General features: G+C 41.0%; 12 protein-coding genes. 1 reads left to right on the top strand and 11 read right to left on the bottom strand.

Annotated features, from left to right (window positions below):
• Positions 1-446: 446 nt before the first annotated feature.
• Entirely contained in the window at positions 447-905 is a 459-nt protein-coding gene (locus ACWPWK_RS09360; protein WP_160230801.1) for a GNAT family N-acetyltransferase, read from the top strand.
• 84 nt (positions 906-989) lie between these two features.
• On the opposite strand, the gene ACWPWK_RS09355 is transcribed toward ACWPWK_RS09360, so the two are convergent.
• From ACWPWK_RS09355 to ACWPWK_RS09305, 11 genes are all read right to left on the bottom strand, one after another.
• On the bottom strand, positions 990-1,541 hold the full coding sequence (locus ACWPWK_RS09355) for an Ail/Lom family outer membrane beta-barrel protein (protein WP_109373736.1): 552 nt from the start codon (positions 1,539-1,541) through the stop codon (positions 990-992).
• 255 nt (positions 1,542-1,796) lie between these two features.
• A complete protein-coding gene (locus ACWPWK_RS09350) occupies positions 1,797-2,285 on the bottom strand; it encodes a hypothetical protein (protein WP_244185073.1) in 489 nt (162 codons plus the stop codon).
• A 17-nt stretch (positions 2,286-2,302) separates the two neighbouring features.
• Positions 2,303-2,986, bottom strand: a complete 684-nt coding sequence (locus ACWPWK_RS09345; RefSeq protein ID WP_109373735.1) for a hypothetical protein — start codon at positions 2,984-2,986, stop codon at positions 2,303-2,305.
• Between the two features lie 26 nt (positions 2,987-3,012).
• Positions 3,013-4,569, bottom strand: a complete 1,557-nt coding sequence (locus ACWPWK_RS09340; protein WP_196564282.1) for a formylglycine-generating enzyme family protein — start codon at positions 4,567-4,569, stop codon at positions 3,013-3,015.
• On the bottom strand, positions 4,559-5,794 hold the full coding sequence (locus ACWPWK_RS09335; RefSeq protein WP_109373734.1) for an ABC transporter permease: 1,236 nt from the start codon (positions 5,792-5,794) through the stop codon (positions 4,559-4,561). The genes ACWPWK_RS09340 and ACWPWK_RS09335 overlap by 11 nt, the downstream gene beginning before the upstream one ends.
• Positions 5,775-6,467, bottom strand: coding sequence for an ABC transporter ATP-binding protein (locus tag ACWPWK_RS09330; RefSeq protein ID WP_109373733.1), 693 nt, complete (start codon positions 6,465-6,467; stop codon positions 5,775-5,777). Before ACWPWK_RS09330 ends, ACWPWK_RS09335 begins: the two co-directional genes overlap by 20 nt.
• Positions 6,467-8,470, bottom strand: coding sequence for a vWA domain-containing protein (locus tag ACWPWK_RS09325; protein WP_109373732.1), 2,004 nt, complete (start codon positions 8,468-8,470; stop codon positions 6,467-6,469). The genes ACWPWK_RS09330 and ACWPWK_RS09325 overlap by 1 nt, the downstream gene beginning before the upstream one ends.
• Positions 8,471-8,479: 9 nt before the next feature.
• Positions 8,480-9,496, bottom strand: a complete 1,017-nt coding sequence (locus ACWPWK_RS09320; protein WP_109373731.1) for a hypothetical protein — start codon at positions 9,494-9,496, stop codon at positions 8,480-8,482.
• A 3-nt stretch (positions 9,497-9,499) separates the two neighbouring features.
• A complete protein-coding gene (locus tag ACWPWK_RS09315; RefSeq protein WP_244185072.1) occupies positions 9,500-12,208 on the bottom strand; it encodes a putative virulence factor in 2,709 nt (902 codons plus the stop codon).
• Positions 12,209-12,210: 2 nt separating this feature from the next.
• Positions 12,211-15,195 (bottom strand): virulence factor SrfB, encoded by a 2,985-nt coding sequence (locus tag ACWPWK_RS09310; RefSeq protein ID WP_109373729.1) that lies wholly within the window; start codon positions 15,193-15,195, stop codon positions 12,211-12,213.
• Positions 15,196-15,198: 3 nt separating this feature from the next.
• Complete coding sequence (locus ACWPWK_RS09305; RefSeq protein ID WP_432277970.1) at positions 15,199-16,599, bottom strand: SrfA family protein; 1,401 nt, start codon at positions 16,597-16,599, stop codon at positions 15,199-15,201.
• Positions 16,600-16,775: the final 176 nt, after the last annotated feature.

Genomic DNA, 16,775 nt, shown 5'->3' with positions numbered 1-16,775 from the left:
GTAATTTACCGAAAACAATTAGAGAAAAAGTCGCGACATGCAGAGAGATTAATAAAGTTCATTTTTTCCTCATTAGAAATGAATCCTCAGAATTTAAAATAGGACATACAACCTATGATCGCTGTCGAATATTAGAAGATAAACTGTGGGATTCATATCTTTGTTATAATAAAGATACACAGGTCAAAACAAAAATGTTGATCTATCATTGGAAGACAAAATCAGAGAAAAACATAGAGTATTTTTCAGCTTTTGCTAGGTTTATGACTCGAAAAGTGGGATTAAAAGAAGTTATGTTTGTTATATTATGTATTCTAGTTCTAGGTACTATTTCTAGTTTACTTGCAACAGTATTAACGAATATTATTACTTGATTTTTTGTAAGTTAATATATAATTAAAATTAATCCATTAATAATAGGTTTTTATATGAAGAAGGAGAGTTATATGCGAAGTATCAATTATGCTTCTCTATTTTCGTATGATCACCAAGCCTCTCTGTTACAGATAAGCCACTTTTTAAGTGACATATCTGCGTTATATCCTAATTTTAATTACTGGCTCCAATATAAATTTTATCAGCCATCTTATGAAAATCAGCGAAAAATTATTATTGCCCATAATGGCACTGCGCTCTTAGGTATCGCTTTACTGAAAAAAAGTACCTATGAGAATAAAATTTGCACCCTTTACACTTCACCATTTCATCAAGGGCAAGGGATAGGTAGCCAATTGGTCGATTTATCATTGCAATACTTTGATTCACCAGATGTACTTATTACGGTTGCACAAGAAAAGTTGATAGAATTAGCACCTATTTTAAAATCAAAAGGTTTTGTTTGTACTGCGTCAATTAAAGGAATGTATAGACCAGAAAGTACAGAATTGTTTTTTAATTTAAGATAGAAATTGGAGATTAAAAGTACTTATTTTTTCTAATATAATGATAAAGCAAGCACATACTATAAAATAATATGTGCTTCAATTTAATTAAAAACGATAACCAATATTGGCCACGAAGCCATCTAAAACAATGCGATTATCGGTATCTTTAAATTTAAAACGGCTATTTTCATAACCAAGAGAAATAGAAATCATTTCTGCTGGATTAATGATTAAACCTGCGCCCCAACTAAATGCATTTTTCTTTAATTTTTTTAATTCTGAATTTTCAGATTTAAATTGAATTTGGCTCATACCTGCGGTGCCATAAACACTAATAAAATCATTTAAACGGATTGTCGGGCCAGCCATAACAGAGTAATAACGTGCATGAACATCTTTAAAGAAAGTATTAACAGATTTGTTTAAATCATATTCATTTTGGGCGTAAGTCGTTGTTGCTAAAATACCAAATTGTGAATTAATTTCTTGACGAATAGAGAAAACACCACCATGAATTGGGTTTTGACCTGCCATTTTGACTTGAGCATAACCTGCTGAAAGTGTGGTTTTATCTAATTTAAAATCGTTTTGTGCATAGACAGAAGACGTCGCCAATAAACCAGTAATAAATAAAGTTGATAGTAATTTTGTTTTCATTAGTTATATCCCATAATTTAAATAATAAGAATGCATTATTAAGCGATGGAATTATAATGATGAGTCCATTTTTAATGGAATAAAAAATAACACGTTAGCTTAAATAAGGTTGTTTTATTAAAGAGGTCTGTTAGTTGTTATTAATATTATATAAATAATATTTTGATAATATAAATCACGATGAAAATAAATAAAAAATAAGAATGGAATTAAATAAAAAGGCTCTCTAAATAATAATAGAGAGCCTTTTTAGGCTTATTTAAGACCTAAATCACTTTGTAGGTTAATGACTTGATTTTGTAAGTTCTCTAATTCAAGTTGTTTTTCCATCACTGATTTTGATGGATTGTTTTGTGCCGCTTTCATTTGTTTATCAATTTCATTGATCTGTTTTTGAATATCATTTTGCCCTTTCGTTTTTTGGCGAATTTGATTTAACAGATTATTCATTGATTGGTTTAATGCTTGTTGGCTAGCTTGCTTACTTTTGAGAGAGGCATTGGTTTGTTGCTTTTCTTTCTCAATGGCAGCAAGAACGGCTTTAAACTCTGTATTTAATGCTTTCTCATTAGCGAGAATAGCTTTTTTTTGCTCGACGCGATTGTCGTAAGTCCCTGAATAATTACAGTTAAACTTAGTAATTATACTGACGTCACCCGTTGTTGGATCACAATCAGCGGGATTGGTGACACAACCGCTTAATAGTAAGGTCATGCCAACAAGGGAAAGAGGTAAAAATTTCATTATCATCCTTTTTAACGTTAACTAAGCTTTATTGCTGTCCGTTGAGTATAAAGGCTATCAAGTTCTTCTTGTAAAGAGGTCACTTGCTTCTTCATCCCATCGATTTGTTTATCAAGTTGCGCTGTTTTTAAGCCATCTTGACGACTCTGCGCTGCAATATCTCGCCACTCACCTTCACGTTTTTTCATATCTGCTAAACGAGAACGCAGTGCTGCAATATTGGCATCAATACCTTTCAGTTGTTTCTCTGCAGCTTCTTTATTTAAACGTTGTTGTTTCATTTCTTGCTGAATTTTTGCAATGGCTTTTTTATCATCAGCAATAACCGCTTTCGCTGTGTTAGAGGCACTCTGTAAACGCTGATTTTCATTTCGAATATCAGCAATCATTGAATTGAGCATCTCTTCTTTCGTCGCATAGTTTTGGCGTTTATTGTCTAAATAGGCATTTGCACCAATACCTACCCCGCAGCCAGCGACAGCAGCAATGAGCATACATGCGCCTTTATTGCTGGAGTTTGAGACTAAACAGCCTAATGCACCAATCGCCGCACCACCCGCACAAGCCGTAATGCCTGATTTGCTGAAAAACTCCATATCACTGTTATTTTTCAAACGAGGGTCAGTACCGCTATTACTTTGACATCCTGATAGGGCAAGCACAGCACTAATGCCAAGTACTGCCATAAGTTGTTTGTTCATACCACACCTATTATCCCAAGTCTCTGTTATTGTTTTTTGCACGCTTCAAGCCATTCGTTCCGTGAAACTTTACCGTTAGCCCAATATCCTTGGAGTCCCTGCATATACGTTGAAAGGTACGTATTTAAATTTGATTTTCCTCTGGCTTCCATCAATTGGTGTACAACGTCAATTTGTGGTTTCACCAAAGAGGCATCATAAGTTGTTGCCATATCCACTAATGTGTCTGCGTAATAACTCACGACAAAGTCGAGGGTTTTCTTATGTTCGTTAACTTGCTCTTGGCGTCGTTCGCAAGTGGCATCTTTTGTGCCCGCAGGACAATTTTTTTCATGTAATGCAATTAATCTGTCGTAGAACTCGCCATCATCTTTTAATTTGGTACATAAAAATGCGCCCAATTGCAGTGATGTGCGGATAGCTTGATCTCGTTGCTCATCACGCAGTTGGGCATTTGCGCGTAATGTATTTTTCAATTCAGCTAACTGCTTTTTCAGTGCTTCATCTTGCACCTGGGTTGAGAGCGTATTTAGGCTATTAATCGAGTTATCGCTATTGGTTTTTGATTTATCGTTAGCGGGCTTCTCATTGCCCAGTTGTTGCCACTCTTTTTCGATCTCTTTGATTTTGTCTCTCGATGTCAATGCTGGCGCGACAATCGCTAAACGAAAGCCCGTGTATTTGTTTTTATTTGCACCGGTATTGGTGTAATAAGGCTCTTCTTGACGCCATGAACTGCGCATATCGCTTTCTGGGGTGAGATAACTACCACCACGCACAATAAAGCCACCAGCTTGTCCATGTAAGCGGTCGAGTTTGTTTAATCTAAAGGGTTCAAACATCATTTCAGCGACATTACCGAGCATGTCATGTAAGCCTAGTGGATTAGGCGATAACAAACCGGTTAACTGTAAAGAGCCATTCGCAGATTGACTGCCCGCAGACCAAATATAGTTTTTGGTACCTTCTGGCATCGGGAAGCGCATATCACGAAATTCTGAGGCAGACACTTTTAAGCCACCACGCGCCGCGAATTCCCACTCCGTTTCTGTCGGTAATCTTGCAAAACCTTTTGCGCCATCTTCAACAGGGAGTGCTTCGGGATGTTTGCTTCTTAACCATTGGTTATATTGGTCTGCAAATTGCATTGCTTCATACCAACTGATATTCACTTTTGGTAAACGTAATTTATTTGAAGCAACAGGGCACTCTTTACCGTTAATCACGCTCTGCATGGCGTTATATTGCAGATCGGTAACGGGGTATTTTGCCATAAGGTAGTAACGGCCTTTCTCTTTACCTTTTAATGGAAAGCTACCCGCAATATGTTCTGCTCGTGATTGTTCTAAATAACCCCATTCATCGCCTTCTTGCCCTAATGTCACGCTGTAGTCTTGTAGCGGTTGGCTTAATGGAATAGTGACTTGGCGAAAGACCATTGAACCTTCACAAGGGAAGGGCAAGATCACATCATCAGGCAAAGCTTTTGGGTTAACGAATTTATCGTCCCATTTGGCAGATGCGGTAAAACTGCTAGATAACAGCGCGAATGATAAAGTTAGAAGCGATAAATTAAATTTCACGTAAGCTCTCCGCAGGTTCAATCGAAACGGCACGTAATGCACCAATACTTGCCACCACTAAAGCCACAAGTAAGGCACTGCACATGGCAATCAATAAATCCCAAAATGTTAACTGACAGACAAAGGATTGTTCAGGTAAATGTGTGCCTAATAATGTGGTAAATAAGGTGCTACCGATACCATAAAGCCCAAGGGCTAAAATAAAGGCAACACTCGTTAATAACAGCGCTTGCAACACAATATATAAAGAAACTGCAAATTGACGAAAACCCAATAGGCGTAGTACTGCCATGTCTTTACGTTTGCGATCAATATTGGCAAGGAAGGCGCCAATTAATGAGGCAATACAGCCTAATAGTGATACCCAAGCAATCACGGAAAAAATAACGTTAAGAACGTAGCTGATTGCTTTTACAGAATCTATTTGGCTTTTTTGTGTCATCACATCAATGTGTTGTTGTCTAAACCAATCATCTAGTGGTGCAATGGCATCTAAATTTTTTGCATAAAGGCGAGCTTTAGCAAATTGAGTTCTTGGTTTCGCTTCAGTGCCTTGTGTTATGCCAAAAAGCGGCGTTTGATAACCATCTCGGTAATCTTCCATTGCCACTAAAACATCAAGAGAAACAAAAGCTGCCGCTCTTGGAAATTTGCTATCGCTGATAATGGCGCCAACAGTAAAGGTACGTTTGGCGCGCTCATTAACGCCATTAAGTTTACGGCTGATAAATAAGCGCACACTATCGCCGACATTTGCTTGTAGTTTTTGAGCGGCATTGGCCGAAAGTACTAAGGTGTCTGCATTTTGGGGAATAGCCACATCCTCTAATAACGGATCGTTTTCTGCTGTCGGAATAATTTCCGCATTATCAATAAAATGTTGCCCATCAATCACAATATCGGCTTGTGTGTTTAAGCTACGAGTTAATGGGATAACAAAACGAACCTCTTCTTTGTGTGCAATCTCATTAAACCAACTTTGTGGATAATTACCATTGCCTAACATACGTATTTCAAGGTTACGAGGATCATTTAGCAGTTGGTTGTGAAGCTGCGTCACAATGCCGTTTTTTAGTCCAAATAGCAGTAACAGTGGTGCAATAACAGAGACTAAAGAGAACACAATACAGAGAGCGACTTTGCGATCATAAATTAAGTCTCGCCAAGCGAGTGAACTGAGTAAGCCAAGGCGATTAGGATTGGCGCTATTGTTTGATAAAGACACTACCGCCTCCTTCTAGTTGTGCATGATAGTGGCTGAAGCCAAAACGCTCGACTAAAGACCAATCGTGACTAACAACCAGCGCAGAGATATCGAGTTGTTTTACCATCTCCACAATCAATGCATATAGCGCTTGTGCATTATGGGGATCGAGAGCGGCAGTGGGCTCATCGGCAAGCAATAACGCGGGTTCATGAGCAATGGCACGAATAAAAGCAGCGCGTTGACGTTCACCAATGGAGAGCTGACGAGGAAGGCGATTAAGCAAGGGGCGTAGTTGCAAATGATCAATAGCGTGATCAAGCCAAGAAGAGTGCAGTGTTAATCCCAGCATTTTGCGAGGTAATTGGATATTTTGCATGACGGTTAAAAAGGGAAGTAACCCGCCACTTTGGAGCATAAAACCCAATTTTTCAGCACGTAATGATGAGAGTTGCGCTTGTTCATTACTCAACACCGCTTGCGTGATAATTAAATCATCACCGAGTTGAAAATGGGTTAATTCATCGGGACGTAAAATCAGCCCGAACATTTCCAATAAGGTGCTTTTACCGCAACCGCTTAAGCCAGTTAGCGCGCCGATTTCCCCTTTCTCAAGGGTCAATGAAGGAAGCGCAACACGAAAGCCGTGTTGCGTATCACCACGCGTAATTGCCATGCCTTCAATCTGGATCATTAAGGCAGGTTTTCCAGTGGAACAGGATAAACGTGATCGCGAGGATCGCTTTGTGGTGCAAGGGATATCCAACGATCAACATCTTCGTTATAGCGTTGATAATATTGCAACTTCGTATTGAGTCGGCGGATAAATTTCTCTTGCTCAAGGCCATCCCAGCTTTTCCACGTTTCTTCATCTAAACCAAGCACCTCACTTAAGTAAGGGAGGTTTTCGACGTATTCACCGAGTAAGCCCATTTCGCCTAATTTGGTTGCTGAACCTTGTTTGATTTGGTTTGGATCGTTACCCATTGTGGCGGCAATCGAACGCAAATCCGCAAACATATTGTCTGGAGAGATCAAACCTTCATTAGCAGCATTAACGATTTTTTTCATGACATCGCTTAAATCACTCAACTCACTTTTAGTCAATAAGACCTGTACTTCTGTAGTTGGGATATTTTGCTGCAATAAATCACGGTCGCTTATCCATGCTTTAAACACAGGTGGTGCTTTAGTGCCTTGTTTTTCACCTAAATAGGCTAAACGCATGGCATAGCCTAAATCGTGCGCATCGTTAAGTAAGGTGTTTGTTTCTTTGTCTTTGCTATAAGCAGGATCAGCATTTAGTGCGCTACCCACAGCCGCTTCACCACGATAAGCCGTTTGAATTTGAGTGGTTACAGCGGTTGCTAGGCTATCGACCATCCGACCAAAGCTATTGATATCCCCTGAATTAATTGGGTAGTAAAGCGATTTGTGTAAGAAAGGATTGAGCGTTAGCGCCTCATATTGTGCTTGTGCAGAAGCGTGATTTTTTGCACCTGATGGCGTTTTTAAATGCAGTGTATAAAGTGCAACACCGCGATAAGCGGCTTCTTGGCGAATTTGTTCAGCATCGAGCTTAGTTGATGAAAGAGGATCATCTCCCGTTAATGCGCCTGCATCGGTGATTAAAATAACGTAACGCGCACCAAAGCGTGTCCAATCAACATCATCAAGGGCTTGCATTACACCCGCATAAGCATCTTCATCGAAACGACTGCTTGAGACTTTCGCTTGGCGTAACTCTTTTACTTTATTGAGGAAGTCAGGGCCGTCTTTGACATCATTGGGATTAACAAACATTTTGCTGTCGTATTCCAAAGCAGGTACGGCTTTGATATTAGAGCGAAATGCCACTAAACCAAATTTGACCTTATCCAACATATTGTCTTTTTCGACTTGTGCGTAAACCTTTTGAATCGCTTCTTTGGTTCTATCAATGTAAGGATCCATTGATATTGTTGAGTCGATAACAAACACCACTGCGGCAGAAAAACCTTGCATCATATTGTCAGCATCTTTGCTGTTAGGCGTTGCTGGTTTTGTACTGTTTGCAGTAGCATTCGCATTCTGTGCGTCTTTGCTGTCTTTGGTTTGTGAAGAGACAGAAGCCACATTGAGCACTCGTACTTTATAGCCAGCATCAGTAAAGACTTCATCTGAACCTAATACCGGCAGTAGATAGAAATTACTTTTCTGATCAATCATATAATCGGGCTCTTTTGCTAAAACAGCCGGATTCACTTTTTGGTTTTTGATATCTGCTAAAAAGGGCTTGTACTGTTTTTCAGGGGTTGGGCTTTCAAGTAAGCTTTCAACCGTTTGCTTATCTTTGAAAAACAGCATTGGGTTACGACCCGCAGGGTTAGTAAATGCGAGAGTTAACTGCATTTTCCACTCTGATGTACAACTTGCATTCATCCAACCGCTAATATGACCTAAGCTATCAGGGCCAACTTGTAGCCACTCATTGGCGCCTTGTTTTTGACGCTGATAAACATAAAAACGGCTGAATGCAGGTTGCTCTTTTCCTGTTGCGCCAATCTTGTCAGCAACTTGGCAACCTGGATAAGTTAATACACGTTGATAGAGGGTCTTTTTACCCTCTTGTAATAGCGGCTTTTTCTCTTCAGCACTTGCTGGTGCTGTTAGAATTAAACCGCTGAGAATAAGAGTAAGCCAATGCGCCTTTTTCATGCGACTTTCCTATTTTTTCAAAGCTTCAAGACGCGCTTTTGCGTCACTGTTTTGTGAGTCATGATTTAGAACCGCTTCGTACCAATAAATGGCCGTTTCTTTGTCTGCACTAAAGCAACCTTGTGCTGATGCGGTTTCTGGATCGTATTCACGAGCGTAATTCAGTGCGATATCAACATCACCTGATTGTGCTTTGTAAGCATATAAACGTTGAGCAACATCACATTGATTGTTCTGTTTTGCTTGTTCAATCGTTGCAAGGATAGTTTTGCTATCTGGTTGGCTCTGTATGCAGCTTTGTACAAAGGCTAATGCAGTACCAGATTTCATATTTTCAACACTACACACACTTGGGGTTGTGGGTTCTGGTGTCGGCTGTGGCGCAGGCTCGCCAGCAGGATTACCTCTTAGTAAGAAGAACCATGTTAAGACACCTGCTAAAATTAAAATCAAGATAATGGCTAAAATTAAGCCAATTTTTGATTTTTTCGGCGCGGGTGGTATTGGGCGCTGTGGCGGTTCATCTACTTTGATTTCAGGGATAATTGGCTCTGGTTCCTCAGAGCCAATTTTGATAGGTTCTGGCTCTGGCTCCTGTAGCGCTTCTTCAACAATAGGAGCAGGTGGAACAGGCTGATTATCTAATGTTGCTGTTGATTTTAATGCTTCACTTTGACCTTGCGCTTGCGAGGCTAATACGCCATCACGAATACGTAATCGCCCGATATCTTGTGTTTCATTATCGTCTTTCAACGTAAATTGATACGCCATTTGTAAGTTGCTAACGAGGGGATCAACCAACGTTTTATCAAGAACGATTTGATAACCGTCATCAGCATCTTCAAGTGAAAGCTGGTGGAAAAAGGCATTGCCTACCCATTCCCCTTTATCATTTAAGAAATAGCGATCTTGGTTACGCTGAATGCTTAAATAAACAGGGGAAGCGTCACCTTCCCAATTACGAATACTTAATACCGCAAAGCCGGGACGAGCAGGTTGTACGGGTTTTAATTCTGGATTAAACACGAATTATGACTCCACGACGGATGATTTCATAGTTTGAATTATTTGGCCTAATAGTGCGTTTTGTTCAGCACTGATCTCTCTTCCCGCAGAATGCCCCGCATTCTCAGTAATAATCGCTGATAAAGCGATAAGCCAATCAATTACAAATAAAAGGGTGTAGTTAACAGGGTTGGTAGGTAAGCGAACTAAGCGCTCATCATCACCCCATTGCACGCTAGTGTTATCGGGTTTTTCAAAGATTTTATGACCGACATTGATTTTGCTATCTGGCTTCTCAACACCGTTATCTTTGAAATTAAACCAAGTAATAAAATCACCCAGTACATTATAAACACGGGATGACTGCTGTTCGGCTAAGTCATCACGACGGGCAATGGCTTCTGTCCCTGCAAGGGTTTTCAACATGCGTTGTTCAACACCTAGGCGATTAATAGCCGTGATAAGCTCATCAACTAGCAACACCATAATTTCTTGGTCAATGCCTAAATAGGTTAACAAGGTACTGTTATCAGGCAGGCTACGCAGATGATTTATCCATAATGCCATCACTTTTTTAGGATAGGTAACCTCATTGCCGTGACCTTTAGGGGCTTCATCTTCTTCAGGCTCTAGAGAAATCGGGGCATCGCTAAAGAGATCAAAAGTCGGTTGCTCTATAGCTGCAAAGGCAGAAACTGGCGCTTGAGTCGCTTTTTTGTTATCTGAAAGCGTATCGATAACCTCTTTTTCCTGCATATACAGATCGTAGAGTGATTTGCGAGAAGGCAGCAGGTAATCCAGTAAAGCACCTTGCAAATAAGGGCGACTTTGCATAAAGCGTAAAATAGTGGCTGCATTACGGCGTTTGACTTGGAGCTCTTCTTCACCACCTGATTGATACCATTTTTCAAGATGATGACCGATTAAATCACGTTGAATTTCTTGCAATTGCTCACTAATACGTTCAAGTTTCAGTGATTTTAACGCAACGGTTTCAAGGTAGTCGGCAAGGAGTTGCATGCCGCCATCGTTAAGCGACAACATAGCATCCCATGCTTGGTCTGGCTCACGAATATAGCGTTGGACAGTTTCGTCTTCAGCAAAGGTTTTTTTCATCAGATGTAACTGTGAAACACTGTCCTCGTTTAAGACAGTCTCTTTGCCATTACTGATTTGAATAAATGGGGTAGGTACACCCGGTTTACGCACTAAGAAGGTGTTATTGAAGGCTTCACCATTGATCCAATCTGATGACATCCATTCATATTGACCAAAGCGCTCTAACATGGCCATTTTGATCATGCCACCTTTACCCCATGATTGGCGTAATAACGCTTCATTCAGGGTTAAAGAGTTGGTAATACGCATATCAAACATGGTCATTGCCCAAATTAAACCAGAAGGGCGTTTAGCGCGGGTTTGTGCATCTTTACCTTGCGTGTTATTGATCCACTCTGTGAGAACTGCACCGACTTCTTTTACGTCTGATTGCTTGTTTGATGCGGTACATACCACCAGCACATTCATCTCTTGGTTATCGGTATAACGTTCAAACAGATAGGCAACTTTGCCCCGTAAGATAAGCTGAGCGAGTGGGTTAGCGCTGTCATCGTTAACCTGACGACGTACATCCGCCATGGTTTCAACACCTAAGCGACCGCGATAGCCCGGAAAATCGAGTAGTTCAACGTGTTCAAATAGAGCCTTACTCGGTGCATCTAATAATGGGACGACTAATTCAACCGTCAGTGCAGTTAATTCGGCTAATGACAATGTGACAGGGGCATCAATACGATCACCATGAACAGGACAAATACTGATCTGGCTATCATTGGCAGTATTGAGACGCTCTAACATATCCACATTCATAATACTGTCTGCTTGTACTAATACGCCATCTTGCTCTTTGACTAAAGAAGAGAGCGGAGCCAAAACAAGAGATGCATTACCTAAAGAAGCAAGTGTGGTGCTAAAACGTTGATAAGCAGATGTCAGCTCTGCAATATCGCCCCATAACACAGAAAAGAGTTTAGCGCGTTGCGCAATGCCGAGATAAGGCGCTAATTCGATCGCTTTAGGCCAATAGGTTGTCGCCAGTTTTTTCTGGCTTTTTTCCGCATGGCGTTGCAGATAATCCCATAATGAAACAACATCATCATGAGTAATACCAGCAACAGGTGTCGCACTGCATTGTGTGCTTAATGATTTGATTAAACGAGAAATTTTCTCATCATCTAATTCAAATTCAATTTTTTCCTGATTAAAGTCATACAGATAAGCATTGGCGAGAATTTTAACAATCTCAATTTCGCTGAAAAGATGTAGCTCGACAGGAAACTCTTGAGTACCTTTTGTAGCATTGCGACTAAAGCGAGTCACTAAGCCTGTGGCTTCTTTACCGCCACCTGGTGGGTTGATGTGGTCGATAAAATCAAGGGTTTTACCTGACATGCTCGTTCTTAATCGGCCTTCTTGTCCTGCGGCAAGTGCTGAAATCAGGTACGATTTTCCTGCCTGAGACAGACCAAAAAAGCCCACAGACATTGGTCGTTGTGTCGCTAAACTGAGATTTTTCGCCATATTACGGCTACGGCGCAGACGATAGATAAGGCTATCGGCTTCGGTATTTAAACGAGGTGCATTACCTCTTACGGCCGTTACCCAATCAATGGCTTTACCTGCGCCTTGATAAATGGCATCCCATTTGGCTGTTAACTGTTTTTCATCCATCATATTCATTTACCTAATACACTCCCGCTATCCAGCCAATAGGATGTTTCACCAATACCACTATCTGCTAACGTATTGAGTTTGAAGCTTAAACCGTTCTTATTAACGCCACCTTTGCCATTAATAAGCTCCATCTCTTCAATACGTAATTTTTCAGATTTATTGTCATCATTATGGCCGGAGGCACCTCTTTCTTCTCCCAACTTGATATGCAATACGCTGTCTTCTTGGCTAAGTTGCTGTGCCAATTTCGGATTTTTAATGCGTAAGGTATAAAGTGGAGACGCAGGCCAACGGGCATTATCCAATTGACGGAAACCTAAGCGTATTCCGCCTCTGACTTCAAAATAGGTATCAGGATCAGGCTCAAATTTATCCTGAATATCACGATAGTAAACGTCATTATCGGAAATAGTGTTGTTGTTATCCAACATCCCTAAATAACGTACTGTTGAGTAAGTTTTAAAGTTACCTGTCGAGAAGTAGAAGTTGAGTAAACGTGCATTTTCAGCCATTAAACACAACATTGCACCGACTGCCGCTGTTGATTTTGGATCGTCAATACGGCCTTTTTTGTTGAATGGATACCAACCCCCTGTTTTGTAGCCGTGTAATGGCAGAATACGAGAAGGCGATACAGGCTGTAATACTTTTAATAGCGCTTGAATTCCCGGTAAACGAGAAGGGCGACCTGTCAGCAGTAAAACATCACAGGAGTAGTAATAAAGTACTTCACACAGTGCTTTTAAACTACGTGTGATATTAATACGTTCACCTGAAATAAATTCAGCGTGCAATTGCGCAAAGTTAATTTGTACAGGCACATTTAAAATGGAGAAACTTTCTCCACCACCGAGCTCTTTATTGGTTGCGTCATCAATATAACGACGTACATGTTCTGTCGGTAGAACGTTAAGTAATTCACCAAAAGTACTGTTAATGCCTTCATGAGGAACTAAGGGATCGTAGTTTTCGTATTGGCTTAAAATCTTTAACCCAATCGGATTAAAGATTTGTAGGGTAAGCTGTTGGCGTAACACTTGTTGCCCTGCATCTAAACCTTCACTGCCAAAAAGAGAAGACATCAGAGCATCAGCATCAGAAATACCCGCATCCGTTAATGCTGTGCGTAATGCAGGCAACACACAAATTTGGATGATATCTAATAAAATATCATCACCTGCAATTTTGAATCCTTCACGGAATAACTGTGTTGGAATAATTTTGACGTTGCTACCTGTACCCGTATCCAATTTATAGCGTGTAATAACTAGATCGGTTGTTCCGCCACCAATATCAATTGAAGCAATCTTTAATGTACTATCACCCGTTAATGCGCGGTTATCTTCACGCACTTGGCTGGCAAAAAAGGCTTCAGTACGCTCACCAAATTTAATTTGTGTTTCGTTGTAGAGATAAACTAACTGACCACAAGTGGCTTCATCCCATTTCACATGGATGTTTGGCATCGGTATACGACATTGTTCGTCTTTACCGTCAAAACGCAGTTTTTCGTCAGTCGGGTCCCAATTCATGGCTTTCCAAATTAGCCCTAATGCGTTTTCCATGCATGTCTCAAAAATAGCGCGCTCTGGTTTTGGCATCGCAGGTGGAATAGTCAAAATGATATTGCGCAATTGACGAGGCGCACTTGCGTGACTCATTTTAAGGCGTTGAGCTGGGCTGTTCATTTGTGTTAATGCCTGCGCCAACACTTCGGTTAACATCATGGTCATTAATGAACTGCGAGTATAGTTTGGCGTAAATACTGGCATGCGATCATCAGGCTCTAAACGGAATAACGGTTCACCGTGATCGTTTAGAAGATAAGTCATCGGCACAGCAGTCGCCAGTGGCTCTCTGTCTGTTTGACCAAAAGAGCGACTAAAGCGCCAACCCGGCGAATAAGGCGAATCATCCCATAAATAGCGTTTAGGGCTTGAAATACCTGTTGAACCTTCAGTACCTAAGCGTTGCGCTGCCATGCGATTGGCTTCTGGGCCAACGCGACCAATGGTGGGCCACATAAAGGCATTATTACGACCACTATTAACTGAAAAATCTTGTTTACCAAATTCAGCTTGCGCAAACTCAACACGGCTTTCAAATGGCTCATTATAGATTTGATAAGGGTGGCTTAAATCACGCAGTGTCATTTCATAGAGTTGCGTCAACCCTTTGTTATCATTGATATGATCTTCAATTAATATCCCACAAGTACGTGAGTTACCTACATCAAGAATAAGATCAACTTCAATTGCGGGTTCTTGCGGTTTGGTTTCGTTAATTTTGATTTCAGGTAAGCGGAGTTTCTCACCTAATATATTGAGTAAATTGAGATAATGAGCCTGATGTTGAAACTCTTTGAGCGCCTCTTCGAGTTCATCATGGTACATTTTGGTTACAGCCAGCGCTCTTTCGCTAAAGACTTCCTTTAACCAACCATCAATCCATGGTGTTTCAAGGAAGTTCTCAACTTCATAGCCTAAATAGGCCAGAGCAAAAGCAACACCAGAGCGGACATCTTCTTCGTTTGGTGCAAGATAAGCGGTATTGGCGCGATTAGGCTCAATACGGGTATCAAATGCCACAACAACACGGTGTGTATGTCCATCTTCATCGGGCTCTGGCAGTTGATGGAACATCATTCTTACCCAGTTATCAGGGCCTTGAGAGAATGCGCGTGGCGGATTAAAACGGAAAAATGGCACTGGCAACCATGTGTCATTTAATAGCGTTAATGACTCATCAAGGGAGAAACTAAATTCAGCTTCTCTCGGTGTTTGAGGCTGATTTTTAGGTGCAGGATAAAGATAGTTATCATCTCGTTCATTATAGATGAGTCGCATTAACGGGCCGTTTTCGCCTTTTTTAACAAACTCACCGTACTCTTTGCGCTGTGGTAGCTTAAAACCGAAATCCAGAAACTGAATATTACTGTCTCGGATAAGGGTAATTTTATCTTTATAATCGGTCAGTGGCGCTAACATGAATTAGTTATTCTCCCGCTTCATTGATAATGGGAATGGCTGACTGTTCTCATATTTTCCTTGGCAATCAGCAATATTTTGGCTTCCTGGCTGGCAAATAATGTTTGGCATCAAATAGTTTGAGCCATCACTACACAGAGCCTGACCTTGGTTATTAATATTTAATCCGCCTTGATTAACGGCTGCGTTGACAGGTGCTTTGCAGGTCACGCCATCACTGCGAGTCATTACGACTTGTCCTTTGCCATTATCGAGTTGGTAATTTAGGCTCAGTGGCTTACCTGTTTTTTGATCTTGAATTCCCGCCCCTGCTTTCCATTGACCATTTAGGAATTGGGTTGAGCCATTCGCTAATGCATTCGCAGGAATGGTCAGAGGTGTTGTGTTATCAACTGTCGTAGGCGGTGTAACATCGGGTGGAGCATTGGGATCAACAGGAGGGTTAGGCGTGTTGCTCTCATTCCCTGTATTTGGGTTGTTATCTGTTTTCGGTTGCTCATTTTGTGCCGCAGGATCAACGGGTGGTACATTCGGTTGTTGCGCATCTTCTGGCAATGTTCCTTCAGGTAAGGCACCTTGGTTATTGTCTATTTGAGGATCAACCACTGCACCGTTACCGTCAGTGCCATTAATCACATTTCCATTAGCATCTACAGTGCCTAATGTTCCAGTGTGAACAGTGCCTGTTGGCACACCGACGCTGTGACCGTTAGTTACCACTGTGGGGACTTTCGGTTTTTCAAGCGTAGGATCTGGCAATTTAGGCGCTTCAATATCTGGCGTTTTAATATCGACCGTAGGTAATGCTGGCGTTGAAAAGCAGCCTCTTAAGAAGAAAATAGCGAGTAGAAGTAATAATAAAGGTAACAGCCACCATAAGAAACGCCACCAAGGACGCTTAGTGTCAGTAATGATGACATTTTCTTGTGCTGGTGGAACCGCTGTTAATGTTGGTGCGATTGGCGCAACCGCTGGCTTTAAGCAAGCAACAGGGTCAACTCTAAGTTGCTGATTGGCGCTGACAAACCCCCAAAAGGTAATAATCGGTTGTCCATCAACAATAAAAATATGGTTTTCGTCAGGAAATTGGATAGTTTTACTGAGCAGGGCGCCAAAAAGCTGGCTTTCTTTATTTCCAGCTCTTTGCTGCTCTTGTTCACTAAAGGCGATTAAATCATCTTGATTCTTTTTCAGTAGAGCATAAGCGGCAGTGCGCTCTTCTTCTGAAGCCGCAGACCAAGGAATAACAGAGCCGTCAATCGGTGAATACCAGTCAATACGCTCGCCTGTTTCATTTGGCTGAGGAATAGCAAGACATTGAGAAATATGTGCCTTTCCTCTTAAACGTAGAGTTTCACGTAGCTGCAGTGCCGAGATATAAACAGCCTGTCCATTTTCTCCCATAGGGAGGTAATTTTCTAATTTACCACTTCGTAAGAATGCTTTATTCACGACGATCATTCCGCTAGGCAAGATTATCTATGGGTAAGTTGGCTTATCCGTAAATAGGCTTTAAGGCTAAAAATAAAGATATAAAATTGATATACATTTTATATTATCAGAAATTGGGTGTCTATCTA

Source organism: Proteus sp. Marseille-Q3619, from assembly GCF_965283115.1.
Note: the sequence above shows the minus strand (reverse complement) of the source record. Positions and strands in the feature narration are given on the sequence as shown.

Coding starts and splice junctions, on each gene's coding strand:
- ACWPWK_RS09345 (WP_109373735.1), bottom strand. CDS start 2,986: ATGAACAAACAACTTATGGCAGTACTTGGCATTAGTGCTGTGCTTGCC.
- ACWPWK_RS09355 (WP_109373736.1), bottom strand. CDS start 1,541: ATGAAAACAAAATTACTATCAACTTTATTTATTACTGGTTTATTGGCG.
- ACWPWK_RS09350 (WP_244185073.1), bottom strand. CDS start 2,285: ATGAAATTTTTACCTCTTTCCCTTGTTGGCATGACCTTACTATTAAGC.
- ACWPWK_RS09330 (WP_109373733.1), bottom strand. CDS start 6,467: ATGATCCAGATTGAAGGCATGGCAATTACGCGTGGTGATACGCAACAC.
- ACWPWK_RS09310 (WP_109373729.1), bottom strand. CDS start 15,195: ATGTTAGCGCCACTGACCGATTATAAAGATAAAATTACCCTTATCCGA.
- ACWPWK_RS09305 (WP_432277970.1), bottom strand. CDS start 16,599: ATGGGAGAAAATGGACAGGCTGTTTATATCTCGGCACTGCAGCTACGT.
- ACWPWK_RS09360 (WP_160230801.1), top strand. CDS start 447: ATGCGAAGTATCAATTATGCTTCTCTATTTTCGTATGATCACCAAGCC.
- ACWPWK_RS09325 (WP_109373732.1), bottom strand. CDS start 8,470: ATGAAAAAGGCGCATTGGCTTACTCTTATTCTCAGCGGTTTAATTCTA.
- ACWPWK_RS09315 (WP_244185072.1), bottom strand. CDS start 12,208: ATGATGGATGAAAAACAGTTAACAGCCAAATGGGATGCCATTTATCAA.